Origin of the sequence: Neobacillus sp. NPDC093127 (assembly GCF_044754175.1) — a bacterium.
GTDB lineage: Bacteria > Bacillota > Bacilli > Bacillales > Cytobacillaceae > Neobacillus.
The window spans coordinates 216,121-231,278 of sequence record NZ_JBIVOP010000005.1; the positions used below are offsets into that span (position 1 = coordinate 216,121).

Sequence of the window (15,158 nt, forward strand, 5' to 3'; positions counted from 1 at the left end):
ATGGTCACCTCTTTTATTTTAATTTAACTCGATTCTTTTTTAGGCAAAATTTGATTTTTTTCTAAAAATGCTCAATATTAATAGGAGAAGATTTTGATAGGAGGATATCGCATGTTAAAAGACCGAATTATGCAATACATAACAGTACAACAAGCTAACGAAAATGCTGATGGTTTTGGTATTTATAAAGAAGAAAAAGAATACGCAGAGAAAAATCAACTGGCGGTCGATAATCTTTTTGTTGAGAAGGATGCTAATACTCGATTCGCTGATGCCTACATTGAACGTTGTGATAAAGAATCAGAAAATATGCTAAAGAATGAGAATTCCTCGTTCTTATCGGAGCCACTCGTTTACCTGAAAAAGCATAAAAATGAGTTTATTTATTTAGAGTCCAATTGGTTTGAGTTGATTGGAGTTGAAGCTGTTTCATTAGAGGCGGACGATGTCTTCGGGACTTATGACGTCATGTTAGGATTAAAACTTCAGAAGAAATTCGAAAAAACCTTAAAGGAGCATTTGAATAGTCATTTACATGGCGGAGAAGCAAAATTCGATTTAATGTTTAGTCATGATGACGGTTTATGGAATCTGAATTTCGCCCTGAATTATGTAGAAGGATTCACGGAAGAAATGACCATGGGCGAAGCGTTTCAGTTAATTTATCGGTTTTTATTTAAGCTCGTCGAAGCGGCGGAAGAAAGATAGTGTAAAGAAAACAGGATCGAAATGGGCATCGGAAGAGAATCCGATGCCTGTTTTTTATGATGATTCGACAAAATGTCGAAAACTTTCTTTAGAAAAATTTCGAAGGAAAGCTGTTTTTTTAGTTAGAATTCATGATGTTCAGAGAATAATGAATTTTTTCGATAAAAAGAAAGATTGATAGATTTCGAGTTTTTTTTACAATATCCTTACTTTTTATATGGTAAATTGGTAGAGAATTCAGAATAATGGACAAGGAGGCTATTTTTAAGAAAGTAAATCATTTTACATAGTGGATAATGAAACAGCTGCATGATTTAACAAGTTGTTAGGTGTATTGCCAGCAGTGGGTCTGTAAAATGAAGATAAGCTGCAGAATATTCTGCAAACTACATAAATGAACTTGAGGGGAGTGGAGTTTTTCCGAAACCAGAGGTGGACAATAATTTAAGCGCTTTCATTTTCAAGGAATTAATTGGGTTATAAACCATTGATTAAAAGGAGGGTTTCGCATTGGCGATTGAAAAAATGCAACGAATTTCCCTTTCAAATCTTGAAAGAAACTTTCAAGAGGTGGAACTAGGACTGACAAACCAAGAAGCGATGGAAGAATCCAATCGCTGCCTCTATTGTTATGATGCCCCATGTATTAAAGCCTGTCCAACAGGTATCGATATTCCAACCTTTATTAAGAAAATTGCCTCAGGGAATTTTCTTGGATCCGCAAAAACGATTATGTCTTCGAACCCAGTGGGAGCAAGCTGTGCCAGGGTTTGTCCAACAGAAGAACTCTGTGAAGGAGCATGTGTCCTAAATTCTTCAACAAAACCAATTATGATTGGCAATCTGCAAAGATATGCGACAGACTGGGCCATTCAAAATGAACAGACCCTATTTAAACCTGGTGAATCAAATGGACAAACTGTTGCTGTTATCGGCGGTGGTCCTGCCGGATTATCTGCGGCCCGTGAACTTGCAAGATTTGGCTATGATGTAACGATATTTGAAGGAGCCGAGAAAGCTGGCGGATTAAATACCTACGGCATTGTTTCCTTCCGATTGCCGCAGAAGATTTCCTTCTGGGAAGTTGAGCAGGTTGAAAAAATGAATGTCAAAATCAGAACGAACACAATGGTCGGGCGGGATATTTCAGTAAAAGAAATAACTGAAAATTACGATAAAGTCATATTAGCTATTGGAATGGCCCATGTGCCAAACCTTGGCATTGAAGGCGAGAATCTAGATGGAGTCTTTGATGCGATTGAATTTGTCAAAGCAACAAAGAATGGGGAGTTGTCTAATGACTATCAAGGCAAGCGTGTCGTTGTCATCGGTGCCGGAAATACTGCGATTGACGGAGCCACCTGTTCGGTCCGTTTAGGTGCTGAAAACGTCAAAATTCTCTACAGAAGAACAGAAGAGGAAATGACGGCTTATGACTTTGAATACGAATTTGCCAAACAGGATGGCGTCGAGTTCCGCTGGTTAACAGCACCAAAAAGGATTATCGGTGACGAGAATGGAAAGGTCACCGGCATTGAGTGTATCAAGATGGAATTAGGAGAGCCGGAAAAGGATGGACGCCCGAGACCTGTAGCAATTGAAGGGTCGGAGCATGTCCTACCGGTAGATGCCGTTGTAAAAGCAATTGGACAAACAAGATATGTGGATTTGATTGAGCTGTTTGGTCTAACACATGAAGGCGGGGTTGTAAAGGTCGATAAAGAAACCCTTCAAACCTCGAATCCCAAAATATTTGCCTGCGGCGACGTCATTTTTGGCAAAGGAAAAGGCGATGCCATGGTCGTAACGGCAGCACAGCAGGGCAAAGATGTCGCCTACGCGATTCACAAGCAATTTACCGCTGTGGGAACAGCTTAATCGATCATAAGGAGGAAAAATAATGGCTGATTTACGTATAAACCTTGCGGGAATAAAATCTCCTAATCCATTCTGGCTGGCATCAGCACCCCCAACCAACTCGGGTTATCAGGTTCAAAGAGCCTTTGAAGCCGGCTGGGGGGGAGCAGTTTGGAAAACACTTGGCGACCCAATCCTAAATGTTACATCAAGATTTGCCGCAATTGGTTTTAACGGGCAAAGAGTCGCCGGCTTCAATAATATTGAGCTGATTACCGATCGTCCATTAGATGTCAATTTAAAGGAAATCTATGAAACGAAAAAGAAATTCCCGAACCATGCGATTATCGCTTCGTTAATGGTCGAACCGAAACAGGAAAAATGGCATGAAATTGTAAAGCGCGTTGAAGATGTCGGGGTTGATGGGCTCGAGTTAAACTTCGGCTGTCCGCACGGTATGGCCGAGCGCGGAATGGGTTCGGCCTCCGGTCAGGTCCCAGCCCTTGTTGAACGCCAGACCTATTGGGCGAAAGAAGTAGCGAAAACTCCTGTCATCGTTAAATTAACGCCTAATATTACCGATATAACCGCAACTGCGGAAGCAGCCTGCAATGGCGGTGCCGATGCTATCAGTATGATCAATACCATTAATAGCCTAATGGGAGTGGACCTTGATTCATGGAATACCATCCCGCATGTCGCCGGAAAAGGGGCACACGGTGGTTATTGCGGCCCTGCGGTTAAGCCGATTGCCTTGAATATGGTTGCCGAATGTGCAAGGCACCCGCATATCAATGTACCAATTTCCGGAATTGGCGGGATTTCCAATTGGCAGGATGCAGTTGAATTTATGCTGATGGGGGCAACTGGTATTCAAGTCTGTACTGCTGCGATGCACCATGGCTTCCGGATTGTTGAAGATATGATTGATGGCCTCAATAACTACTTAGATAGTAAAGGGATTGTAGCCGTTTCTGATATTATCGGGAAATCCGTTCCAAAATACTCCGATTGGGGTAACTTGGACTTGAACTACAACATTGTCGCAAAAATCAATCCGGAAGTATGTATCAATTGTAATAAATGCCATATTGCCTGTGAGGATACCTCCCATCAATGCATTGATATGCTTACAGATGCAAATGGAAAAAGCTATCTGAGAGTTAGAGAAGAAGACTGTGTCGGCTGTAATTTATGTTCAATTGTCTGCCCGGTTGATGGAGCAATCGACATGATTGAAGCACCTAGAGAGCTGGCGCCAATGACTTGGAATGAACGGCAAACGGCCTTAAGTGTCGCAGTCGAGTGCAAAGCAGACGTTGCTAAATAATAGATTAGGAGGATTCAATATATGAAAAAAATCATTAAGAATGGAACGATTGTCACCGCTTCTGACACTTTTCAAGCAGAACTATTAATCGAAGATGGAAAAATTACGCAAATTGGCTCGAATCTCTCTGCCATTGGCGCTGAGGTTATTGATGCCAAAGGTTGTCTTGTTTTTCCAGGAGGAATTGATCCGCACACCCATTTAGATATGCCCTTTGGCGGCACGGTCACAAAAGATGATTTCGAAACGGGAACAATGGCTGCTGCCTTCGGCGGTACGACGACGGTCATTGATTTTTGTTTAACGAATAAGGGCGAGCCGCTAAAAAATGCGATTCAAACCTGGCATGATAAATCGAAGGACAAAGCCGTGATTGACTATGGTTTCCACTTAATGATTTCGGAAATCAACGAGAATGTTCTAAAGGAACTGCCACAGGTCATTAATGAAGAAGGAATTTCCTCGTTTAAGGTGTTTATGGCTTACAAAAATGTCTTCCAGGCAGACGATGAAACCTTGTTCAAGACGCTTGTCACCGCAAAAGACCTTGGCGCCTTGGTTATGGTCCATGCCGAGAATGGCGATGTCATTGATTATTTAACGAAGAAAGCCCTCGACGAAGGGAATACAGAACCGATTTATCATGCGTTAACAAGGCCGCCGGAATTAGAGGGAGAAGCAACGGGCCGTGCTGCTAGGTTTACCGGACTGGCCAATTCGCAATTATATGTGGTTCATGTTTCCTGTGCTGATGCGGCCGAAAAAATTGCTGAGGCGCGCAGCAAGGGCTTTGATGTCTGGGGCGAAACCTGCCCGCAATATCTGGTCCTTGATCAAAGCTATTTAGAAAAGCCGAATTTTGAAGGAGCCAAATATGTTTGGTCGCCGCCGCTCCGTGAAAAGTGGAACCAAGAAGCTCTCTGGAATGCGTTAAAAAGCGGTCAGCTGCAAACTATCGGCTCCGATCAATGCTCGTTTGATTTTAACGGGCAAAAGGATTTAGGCCGGGATGATTTCACGAAAATCCCGAATGGCGGTCCGATTATTGAAGACCGCTTAGCGATTTTGTTTTCGGAGGGGGTGAAGAAAGGTCGGATCAGTCTGAACCAATTTGTTGACCTTACTTCGACAAGAGCCGCGAAACTCTTTGGGCTTTATCCGCAAAAAGGAACGATTGCTGTTGGGACTGACGCCGACCTTGTGATTTTTGATCCGAATGTCGAACGGGTTATATCTGCTGAGACCCACCATATGGCGGTCGATTACAATGCGTTTGAAGGTATGCAGGTCACCGGGGAACCTGTTTCTGTGCTAGTGCGTGGTGAATATGTCGTCCGTGAAAAACAGTTTGTCGGTAAACCAGGTTCCGGTCAATATTTGAAGCGAGCGAAATATCGCACAAATACACCTTTAAATCAAAATGAAACCTTATCTATCTAAGAAATATCAACTTTCCTTTATATATTAACTCAGAACAGGATGGGGATACGATGTCAGACTATCAACAATACCTCGATGAACGAGACAAGATTGATTTTCTTATCCAAAAAGGCTGTCAAATTAACGGAGTAAGAGAACATTTAAATGGGGCATCTGTTGACTTTTTGCACCCAAATGGAAAAGTCACTGAAACCTTACTGATCGGAACGGCCAACGGAAGGAAATATTTTTCCAGTCTGTTAATTAGTCAGAATCAGCCTAAAAATTGATAAAAATGGGAAAGGGGTTGGTTGAAAAACCAATCTTTTTCCAAGTATATGTCTTATTTTTCAAGGAGTGCTAATCAGATGAAAGAACATTTTCAATTAACGACCGCAGATATTTTGAAACGAAAGCACTTTGAAAACTCAATCGTTATTGCAGGGGAGGAGGGCATCCAGCGAATAGTTAAATGGGTTCATGTTGTCGAGGTAACAAGTATTCGCAACCTCTTAAATGGGAACGAGCTAATTTTGTCAACAGGTGTGGCCTGGAAGGATAATGTTGAACTATTTGTGTCGATGGTGAAGGCGTTCCTGGAAAACAACGCAGCGGGGTTATGTATTGAGATGGGGACATACATAGCGGAGATCCCGGCCGAGGTTATTGACCTTGCAAATGAACATCAATTCCCAATCATTATTTTCCAAAATGAAGTGCCGTTTGTTGAAATTACACAGGACATCCATTCCATCATCATTAACCAGCAATACCAGAAAATTTCTGACTTAGAGAATTATTCTCAGAGCTTAAATAAACGACTTCTTACTATTGAAACGTATGAAGATATCCTTCAATTTATTTTCTCAGCATTGGATGTGCAAATCATTTTCCGCTTGAAAAGCCAGGAGTATGAATTTGTACCTGAAATCAACCGCCATGAACAAATTTCCATCATCGCTAAGCTTCAAGAGGCCAAAACGCTGCCCTATGATCATATTGCCTCGGCACCGATTTTTTTGTTTGGTCAGGAATATGCCGAATTGGCAATCTATTCAAAGGATATTCCCATCAGCGAATACGATTCATTGATTTTAGATCGAACGGCTACCGCATTAGCCCAGCATTTATTAAGAGATTTGTTTGTGGAGGAAAAAAAGCGCGTCGAAGAATTTGAGTGGCTGCGCGGCTGGCTTGACGGCGAACATTCACTCGAAGATATTCACGAATACCTGGTTGAGAATGGAATCAAACCAAAAACAAGTGATGTCGCGGTATTAATCACAAAACTAATCCCTGTTAAGGAAAAATCAAGTCAGGATGTTACTTACTTCAAATTATTACTTCGCTCTGTTTTTGAACAGAATGGCTTTTCTGTCTTTTTCGTCGAAAAAAGAAATGAGATTACCTTTATTCTGTTAAATAATCGAGCGAAAAAAAATCTAAAGGAACGAATTAAAAAGGCGATTGAATCGATTCAGGACTCAGAATTTATCCGCCAGCAAAATACGGCAAAGTTGGTCATTGCGGCGGGTAAGTTTATTCAATCACTGAGTGAGGTACATAAGAGCTATCAAACAGCTAAAGAAACGCTGCGGATTCAACAAAAAATGACGAACAAACAAATTTATCATTTTTATGAAGATTTGCATTTATATCGGCTGATTTCGCAAATGAGCAGACATAACGATTTACATGAACTGGCTTCTGAATATTTACAGCCCGTCATTCAATATGATCAACAATACAATGGCAAATTGTTAGAAACGTTAAAAGCCTATTTGGAGTGTAATGGGTCGAAGCAGGAAACCTCGAACAAGCTATTTATCGTCAGACAAACTTTATATCATCGTCTCCATAAACTCGAAAACCTTTTGGGAGAAGACTTTATGGAGCATGAAAAACGTGTGGCGATCGAATTTATGCTTTTGGTTCATGATTATCTGTCGGCTTCCCAGTTTAAGAAAGCAAATCAAGCCTTGTAAATCGACTCGGTATAAGCAAAATGTTAAATGAATATTCAATTTGTCGTAGAATTGCTTCCAGTTATTTTACGGATTGTCTAATGAAAGCCGTCTATCGATACGAGATAATGATGGTATCAACGTTTTATTGTTGGAAAATTCAATCGATTATTTTTACAAAACAAGGAGGTTTCAGAATGAGCGTAACAAAAAATGATACAGCGGTATTAAAAAACTTTATTAACGGTGAATGGGTAAGCTCGAACAGCAATCAAACACTTGATGTACCGAATCCGGCAACGAATGAACTATTAACAAAGGTTCCGGTCTCATCACAAGAGGACGTCAATCTTGCTGTTGCAGCAGCTAAAGAAGCGTTTAAAAAGTGGAAAAACGTCCCGGTACCGAAGCGGGCAAGGATCCTGTTCAAATATCACTATCTGTTAACTGAAAACCATGAAGCATTGGCAAAGTTGATTGTTCAGGAAAATGGAAAGGCTTACAAGGAAGCGTATGGGGAAGTACAGCGCGGGATAGAGTGTGTTGAATTCGCCTCAGGCGCACCAACCTTAATGATGGGTGAAACACTTTCAGGAATTGCTGAGGACATTGATTCAGAAATGTTCCGTTATCCGTTGGGTGTTGTTGGGGGGATTACCCCGTTCAACTTCCCGATGATGGTGCCCCTATGGATGTTCCCGCTCGCTGTTGCTTGTGGAAATACCTTTGTCTTGAAACCATCTGAACGGACACCGATTTTAGCTAATCGCTTAGCGGAGTTATTCACAGAGGCTGGAGCACCAAATGGTGTCTTAAATGTTGTACATGGTGCCCATGATGTGGTCAACGGCTTACTCGAGCATAAGGATATTGCCGCAATTTCCTTTGTCGGCTCGCAGGTGGTGGCAAAGTATGTTTATCAGCGGGCAGCTGCTGAAGGCAAGCGGGTTCAAGCCCTTTCTGGTGCAAAAAACCACCATATTGTCATGCCGGATGCTGACATGGATAAGGCGGTGCAGCATGTGCTAAGTTCCACATTTGGCAGTGCCGGGCAGCGCTGCATGGCCTGCAGTGCCGTTGTCGTTGTCGGCGATAATGAGCCATTTGTTGAAGCGTTGAAGAAAAAGGCAGATGAATTAATTATCGGGAACGGCATGGATGACGAGGTATTATTAACTCCTGTCATCCGCAAGGAACACCGTGAAAAGGCATTAAGCTATATCGAAAAAGGAGTGGCGGAAGGAGCAGACTTGATCAGGGATGGACGCAGAGAAATGGAGGAACTTCCAGAAGGAAATTTCCTCGGGCCCACGATATTTGACCATGTTACTCCGGAGATGACGATCGCTAAGGATGAAATCTTTGCCCCGGTCTTAAGTCTGCTGCGCGCGAATAATTTAGATGAAGGGTTAGAATTTATCCGTAAATCGAGGTACGGAAACGGAGCAACTATATATACGAATAACGCAAAAGCTGTCCGTCAGTTCCGTGAAGAAGCAGATGCCGGCATGTTAGGGATCAACGTCGGCGTTCCGGCCACAATGGCCTTCTTCCCATTCTCAGGCTGGAAGGATTCCTTCTATGGTGACCTGCATGTGAACGGAAAAGACGGATTAAACTTCTATACACGGAAGAAAATGATTACCTCTAGATTTGATGCATAAATATAGTGTCAGGCACCAAATTACAAGAAATGGAGGAGAGAATATGGTTCAAACGAGTGGTCCCCACGAAACATTATTGGAACAGGATGATAAGTATGTCTGGCATTCGATGAAGCCTTATAATCCGAATGCCACCATTGTAGCAACAAAGGCGGAGGGTTCCTGGGTAACCGATGCCGACGGAAAACGCTACTTAGATGCGATGGCAGGTCTATGGTGTGTCAATGTCGGCTACGGCCGGACGGAGCTTGCAGAAGCTGCTTATGAACAATTAAAGGAAATGGCCTATTTTCCACTATCGCAAAGCCATGTTCCGGCTATTAAACTAGCGGAAAAATTAAATGAAATGCTTGGCGATGATTATGTCATCTTTTTCTCGAACAGCGGTTCAGAGGCGAACGAAACTGCTTTTAAAATCGTAAGGCAATACCATCAGCAAATGGGCGAACATAATCGCTATAAAATCGTTTCGCGGTACCGTGCCTACCATGGCAACTCAATGGGTGCATTGGCAGCAACCGGGCAGGCACAACGAAAATATAAATATGAGCCGTTATCACCAGGGTTTATCCATGTATCACCTCCAGATTCGTACCGAGATGATATAAACGTCTCTGACCCAAGGGAATTATCTTCCGTAAAAGAAATCGACCGGACGATGACCTGGGAGCTAAGTGAAACGATTGCCGCGATGATTATGGAGCCGATTATCACTGGCGGCGGTGTGCTTGTTCCGCCGGATGGATACATGCAGGCAGCGAAAGAAGTTTGTGAAAAACACGGCGCATTATTAATTGTCGATGAAGTCATTTGCGGATTTGGCCGCACTGGTAAACCATTTGGCTTTATGAACTATGGGGTGAAGCCAGACATCATTACCATGGCGAAAGGGATTACCAGTGCCTATTTGCCGCTATCGGCGACAGCAGTTCGTAAAGACATTTATGAATCGTTTAAAGGGAATGAGGAGTATGATTACTTCCGTCACGTGAATACGTTTGGCGGCAATCCCGCAGCCTGTGCACTTGCGTTAAAGAATCTCGAGATTATGGAAAAGGAAAACTTATTTGACCGCTCCAGAGATTTAGGTGAACAATTACTGAATGATCTAACGAACTTGTTACATGACCACCCCAATGTAGGAAATGTCCGTGGTAAAGGATTGTTGGTAGGGATTGAATTAGTGAAAAATAAGGATACAAAGGAACCGTTAGATGCAGCCCTTGTTAACCAAGTAATTGCCAATTGTAAACAGGAAGGGATTATCATTGGCAAAAACGGAGCAACTGTAGCTGGATACAATAATGTGTTAACATTAGCACCGCCACTCAACATTGAACAGAAGGATTTACATTTTATAGTCAAAACACTGACAGAATCACTGGATAAAATCCGTTGATTCGATAAAGAAGAGCGCACGTAACTTACAAATTGTAAATTACGAGCGTTCTTTTTTTTCATTTTAGGACATAAAGTCACAATATCAATATTTTAATAGGATGGGGTTCATTTCGTGAATCCCTGTGAAAAAATGTCGAAATTTTTCGAAGTAATAATTGACAGAACATTTGAATGAGTTATAATAAACTTAGCAATTGTTCACATAAGATTTACATAATTTCACGTATTCCGCTCTCGTGAAAAAATGCAAGGTTTCGTTAAACAATAGTTTGTAATCGTTTTCTTCAAGTTTCCGATTTTGATAACATTAAAAATTAGGTGAGGATAAAATGGCGGATGAAAGAATTTCGCGCCTCGTTGAAGTGGCGAAATTGTACTATCAATTAGACTACAGTCAACAGGAAATTGCGAAACAGTTAGGTATTTCGCGCCCCACCGTTTCCAGGCTTCTGGATCAAGCGATTCAAGAAGGTGTTGTCCATATTAAAATAATTAATCCGGCCGAAGATGTTCAAGAATTGGCAATGCAGCTGAAGGAAAAATTCCAGTTAAAGCATTGCATTGTCGCTTCGATTCCAGAGTATGAGGATGAACTCATCAAAGAGAAGCTGGGAGATGTTTCTGCCGATTATTTATATGAAATTGTTCAAAACGGCGACACCATTGGAATTACTTGGGGAACAACCCTTTATCAACTTGTGAAAAAACTGCAGCCAAAGAATGTAAAGGATATTACGATTGTTCAGCTGAATGGCGGGGTGAGTTACTCTGAGTCAAACACATTTGCATCAGAAATCGTCAACGGCCTTGCTAATGCCTTCAATACGACACCACATTTCTTACCGGTCCCGGCGGTGGTAGACCATATCGTTGTCAAGCAGGCAATTGTTGCCGACAGGCATGTAAAAAGAATATTAGAATTAGGCAAACAGGCAAATATCGCGATTTTCACGGTAGGGGAGCCTGGCGAACAATCTACCCTCATGCACGCGGGTTACTTTTTAGAAAGTGATGTCGAGATTTTACGATCAAATAACACAGTCGGTGATATCTGCTCCAGGTTTATTGATATTGACGGACAGATAAGCCATGAAGCTTTAAATGACCGTACAATTGGCATTGAACTCTCTCATTTGGCCGGAAAAGAATATGGCATCTTGATTGCAGGCGGTAACACGAAAGTGGATGGTATTTATGGTGCCCTGAATGGCAGGCACGCAAATATACTGATTACTGATCAATATACTGCCAAGGCTTTACTCGAAATGGGGGGTGATAACGTTAATGGATAAAGAGAGTATTAGAGAACTTGTCGAAAAGATTGTCAAAAATACGCTCCAATCAGCTAAGCAGGTTCCGATTGCAGCCTCAAACCGGCATATTCATTTATCACCTGAACATGTCGAACGGCTCTTCGGGAAAGGCTACCAATTAAATAAATTGAAAGCCCTTTCCCAGCCGAATCAATTTGCCGCAAAGGAAACTGTTACCTTAATTGGTCCAAAGGGTAAGATTGAAAATGTTCGAGTTCTCGGGCCCGCAAGGGGCAGCACGCAAGTGGAAGTGTCCCTATTCGACGGCTTTACGCTCGGTGTGAAACCGCCGATTCGTAACTCTGGCGATATTAAAGGTTCAGAATCGATTACAATCCAAGGTCCGCGCGGGCAAATCACCATTGAAGAAGGGCTGATATGTGCCGCACGCCATATTCATATGCACACTGTAGATGCCGAAGCGTTTGCTGTTTCAGATGGAGATCGTGTTCAAGTGAAAGTAGCTGGAGCACGCGGGATTATTTTCTCCAATGTTTTGATTCGAGTTTCACCCAAATACAAGCTTGAGATGCATATTGACCTGGATGAAGCAAATGCTGCAAATATCAAAAATGGACAACTAGGTGAAATTGTTGCTGTTGAAAGTCGAAATAAAGTGAGTGGGGAGTAATGCTGGTGGATGTCAAATTGCAGGTTAAAATGCTTGTCCAGCAGGTTGTCGAAGCCTACTTAAATGAAAAGTCGCAAATGAAAAAAGGACAACCGATTGCTATACTTTTAGGCTATCAATCTCCTAATCCAGCTGAAATCTTGGAAGCGGTTACCCCGTTATTGAATTCTTACGAGGTGACGTTAATTTTATCAAAGGATTGGCTCCAGGCAACTACTAAGTTGAGCGGAAAGACATATGTTTTATTAGAAGAGACTTCACAGCAAGAATTGAATGCCATAATGGAAAAATCAGCCGTTCTTGTTGTTCCGGCAGCGTCTTACCAATTGATTTCGAAGCTTGCCTTAACAATCGATGATGAATTAGCAGTGTGGTTAGCGATTCAATACCAATTAGTTGGTAAGCCAATCGTCATCGCAAACGATTATGTTGAACCGAATGTGTATCAGCAAATCTATGCGCCGCATTCTGTTCAGGAACGACTGCAGTCATACATTAGGCAGATTCAAGCAGATGACGTGAAATGGGTGCCGTTAAAGAAACTAATTCCAACGGTGGAGGACCAGTACAAGGATTTCCAAGAAAAGAAAGCTCTTATACTAGCAAAGCATGTAGAAAAAGCGGATCGAGATGGATTAAGAGAAATTGTTGTTCCGTCTTGGTGTAAGGTGACACCTTCGGCAAAGGACTTGGCGAAAGAATTAAAGATTGATATTAAGCAGGTCGATTCCTCGAAAGGAGGGACGCTATGATCATTTGTAAAGTGGTTGGATCGATTGTATCTACCACCAAAGCAGAGAAATTAAAAGGGAAGAAACTTCTTATTGTCCAACCGCTTGATATGAGGAGTATCGAAGAAGACGGAAAACCACTTGTCGCAATCGATACAGTTGGATCTGGTGTCGGGGAAGTCGTTTTACTCGTCAGCGGAAGTTCTGCACGGCAAACAGAAATTACAAACGGTGTGCCTGCTGATGCGGCAATCGTGGGAATTGTCGATCAGATTGAGATACAAGGGTCCTTAACCTTTAATAAAGGGGGTAACTAGCATTGCAAATAAATGAAACCGATATCAAAAAAATGGTTGAACAGGTGCTAAAGCAACTAGGCCAGACGGAATCAGCCGATGCTCCTATTGCACCACAAAATGATGTCAGCTATGGCGATGGCGTGTTCGCAACGGTCGACGAAGCGGCAGCCGCAGCACGACTTGCTTGGGAAAAGCTTCGCAAGCTTCCATTGGCAGCGAGAAGACAAATGATTGACAACATGAGAGATGTCAGCCGCGCTCATGCGAATGAGCTGGCACAGCTCGCTGTTGACGAAACCGGCTTAGGACGTGTGGAGGACAAGGTTGCTAAAATCCTTTTAGCTGCCAACAAAACACCAGGAGTTGAAGATTTAGTCAGTACATCCTATTCCGGTGATGATGGATTAACACTTGTAGAATATGCCCCAATCGGTGTATTTGGTTCGATCACACCATCAACAAACCCGGCAGCGACCGTTATTAATAACTCGATTTCGCTGATTGCCGCCGGGAATACAGTGGTCTACAACCCGCACCCAAGCGCAAAACGGGTGTCGCTAAAAACATTAAAGCTGCTAAATCAAGCGATTGTCGCTGCAGGCGGGCCTGAAAACGCCCTTACCTCTGTAGCTGCACCGAATCTTGAAACATCGGCACAAGTGATGAACCATCCTAAAGTAAATGCCTTAGTTGTCACAGGAGGCGGACCTGTTGTCAAGGCAGCGATGGCAGTTGGTAAAAAAGTAATTGCTGCCGGCCCTGGAAATCCACCAGTAGTCGTCGATGAAACGGCAATCATTTCCCAAGCGGCGGCTGATATTGTCCAAGGTGCAAGCTTTGATAATAACGTATTATGTACCGCTGAGAAAGAAGTCTTCGTTGTTGACAAGGCTGCCAACGCTTTAAAGGCGGAAATGGTTAAAAACGGAGCAATTGAACTGAAAGGCTTCCAATTTGAAAAATTATTGGAAAAAGTATTAGTGAAGAAAAACGATAAGTATTATCCGAACAGAGACTATATTGGCAAGGATGCCGCGGTGATTTTGCAGGCAGCCGGCATTCAAGCAAGTCCGAATGTGAAGTTAATCATCGCTGAAACAACAAAGGACCACCCATTGGTGATGACTGAAATGTTAATGCCTATCTTACCAATCGTCAGAGTTCCTGACGTGGATAAAGCGATTGAATTGGCCGTCATTGCTGAAAAAGGAAATCGTCATACGGCGATCATGCACTCACAAAACATCACCAACCTCACAAAGATGGCACAAGAAATCCAAGCGACTATTTTTGTGAAAAATGGCCCATCTGTAGCTGGTCTTGGCTTTGAGAGTGAAGGGTTCACAACACTTACAATTGCCGGTCCGACTGGTGAAGGCTTAACAAGTGCAAAAACATTTACACGTCAGCGCCGCTGCGTCTTAGTAGATGGATTAAGAATTATTTAGTGGGGTGTATTTATTGGCAAAGTCTAAAGAAGAAAAAACCGTCACTTCACAAGAAGAAAAAGCGACAACACCAATATTAGAAGTTACTAAAGGAGGAAATAAAATGAGTCAAGAAGCATTAGGAATGATCGAAACAAAAGGTTTGGTAGCAGCAATTGAGGCAGCAGATGCAATGGTGAAAGCGGCAAATGTTACATTAGTAGGCAGGGAATTCGTGGGTGCCGGTCTTGTTACCGTTATGGTACGTGGTGATGTTGGTGCCGTTAAAGCAGCGACCGAAGCAGGAGCAGAAGCCGCCCAGCGCGTTGGCACACTTCTTTCAGTACACGTGATTCCACGTCCAAACGGCGATGTAGAAGGTATTTTACCGAAAGCAGAATAAGGTGAATTCTA

At 42.6% G+C, this 15,158-nt stretch carries 14 protein-coding genes; all 14 read left to right on the plus strand.

The genetic code is table 11. The features are described from left to right. The first annotated feature begins 111 nt into the window (after positions 1 to 111). The 14 genes from ACIQCO_RS09545 (at position 112) to ACIQCO_RS09610 (ending at position 15,147) form a co-directional block, all read left to right on the plus strand. Entirely contained in the window at positions 112 to 708 is a 597-nt protein-coding gene (locus ACIQCO_RS09545) for a branched-chain amino acid aminotransferase (protein WP_400427801.1), read from the plus strand. Positions 709 to 1,233: 525 nt separating this feature from the next. Then, complete coding sequence (locus tag ACIQCO_RS09550) at positions 1,234 to 2,586, plus strand: NAD(P)-dependent oxidoreductase (protein WP_400427966.1); 1,353 nt, start codon at positions 1,234 to 1,236, stop codon at positions 2,584 to 2,586. A 22-nt stretch (positions 2,587 to 2,608) separates the two neighbouring features. Next, positions 2,609 to 3,895 carry an NAD-dependent dihydropyrimidine dehydrogenase subunit PreA gene (preA, locus tag ACIQCO_RS09555; protein WP_400427803.1) on the plus strand — a complete coding sequence of 429 codons (1,287 nt, stop codon included), beginning with the start codon at positions 2,609 to 2,611 and terminating at the stop codon, positions 3,893 to 3,895. Positions 3,896 to 3,916: 21 nt separating this feature from the next. Next, positions 3,917 to 5,335, plus strand: a complete 1,419-nt coding sequence (hydA, locus tag ACIQCO_RS09560; RefSeq protein WP_400427805.1) for a dihydropyrimidinase — start codon at positions 3,917 to 3,919, stop codon at positions 5,333 to 5,335. 50 nt (positions 5,336 to 5,385) lie between these two features. Then, positions 5,386 to 5,604 (plus strand): hypothetical protein, encoded by a 219-nt coding sequence (locus tag ACIQCO_RS09565; RefSeq protein WP_400427807.1) that lies wholly within the window; start codon positions 5,386 to 5,388, stop codon positions 5,602 to 5,604. A gap of 78 nt (positions 5,605 to 5,682) precedes the next feature. Further along, complete coding sequence (locus tag ACIQCO_RS09570) at positions 5,683 to 7,299, plus strand: PucR family transcriptional regulator (protein ID WP_400427809.1); 1,617 nt, start codon at positions 5,683 to 5,685, stop codon at positions 7,297 to 7,299. Positions 7,300 to 7,475: 176 nt separating this feature from the next. Beyond that, a complete protein-coding gene (locus ACIQCO_RS09575; protein ID WP_400427811.1) occupies positions 7,476 to 8,942 on the plus strand; it encodes a CoA-acylating methylmalonate-semialdehyde dehydrogenase in 1,467 nt (488 codons plus the stop codon). Positions 8,943 to 8,985: 43 nt separating this feature from the next. Continuing rightward, on the plus strand, positions 8,986 to 10,341 hold the full coding sequence (locus ACIQCO_RS09580) for an aspartate aminotransferase family protein (RefSeq protein WP_400427813.1): 1,356 nt from the start codon (positions 8,986 to 8,988) through the stop codon (positions 10,339 to 10,341). 331 nt (positions 10,342 to 10,672) lie between these two features. Beyond that, positions 10,673 to 11,635: a DNA-binding transcriptional repressor DeoR gene (locus ACIQCO_RS09585; RefSeq protein ID WP_400427815.1), complete on the plus strand. Its 963-nt coding sequence runs from the start codon at positions 10,673 to 10,675 to the stop codon at positions 11,633 to 11,635. Beyond that, on the plus strand, positions 11,628 to 12,287 hold the full coding sequence (pduL, locus tag ACIQCO_RS09590) for a phosphate propanoyltransferase (RefSeq protein WP_400427818.1): 660 nt from the start codon (positions 11,628 to 11,630) through the stop codon (positions 12,285 to 12,287). The genes ACIQCO_RS09585 and pduL overlap by 8 nt, the downstream gene beginning before the upstream one ends. A gap of 5 nt (positions 12,288 to 12,292) precedes the next feature. Then, complete coding sequence (locus ACIQCO_RS09595) at positions 12,293 to 13,039, plus strand: hypothetical protein (protein ID WP_400427820.1); 747 nt, start codon at positions 12,293 to 12,295, stop codon at positions 13,037 to 13,039. After that, positions 13,036 to 13,335 (plus strand): EutN/CcmL family microcompartment protein, encoded by a 300-nt coding sequence (locus tag ACIQCO_RS09600; protein WP_400427822.1) that lies wholly within the window; start codon positions 13,036 to 13,038, stop codon positions 13,333 to 13,335. Before ACIQCO_RS09595 ends, ACIQCO_RS09600 begins: the two co-directional genes overlap by 4 nt. Before the next feature lie 2 nt (positions 13,336 to 13,337). Next, a complete protein-coding gene (locus ACIQCO_RS09605) occupies positions 13,338 to 14,765 on the plus strand; it encodes an aldehyde dehydrogenase family protein (protein WP_400427825.1) in 1,428 nt (475 codons plus the stop codon). Positions 14,766 to 14,868: 103 nt separating this feature from the next. Then, positions 14,869 to 15,147: a BMC domain-containing protein gene (locus ACIQCO_RS09610; protein WP_066096547.1), complete on the plus strand. Its 279-nt coding sequence runs from the start codon at positions 14,869 to 14,871 to the stop codon at positions 15,145 to 15,147. Positions 15,148 to 15,158: the final 11 nt, after the last annotated feature.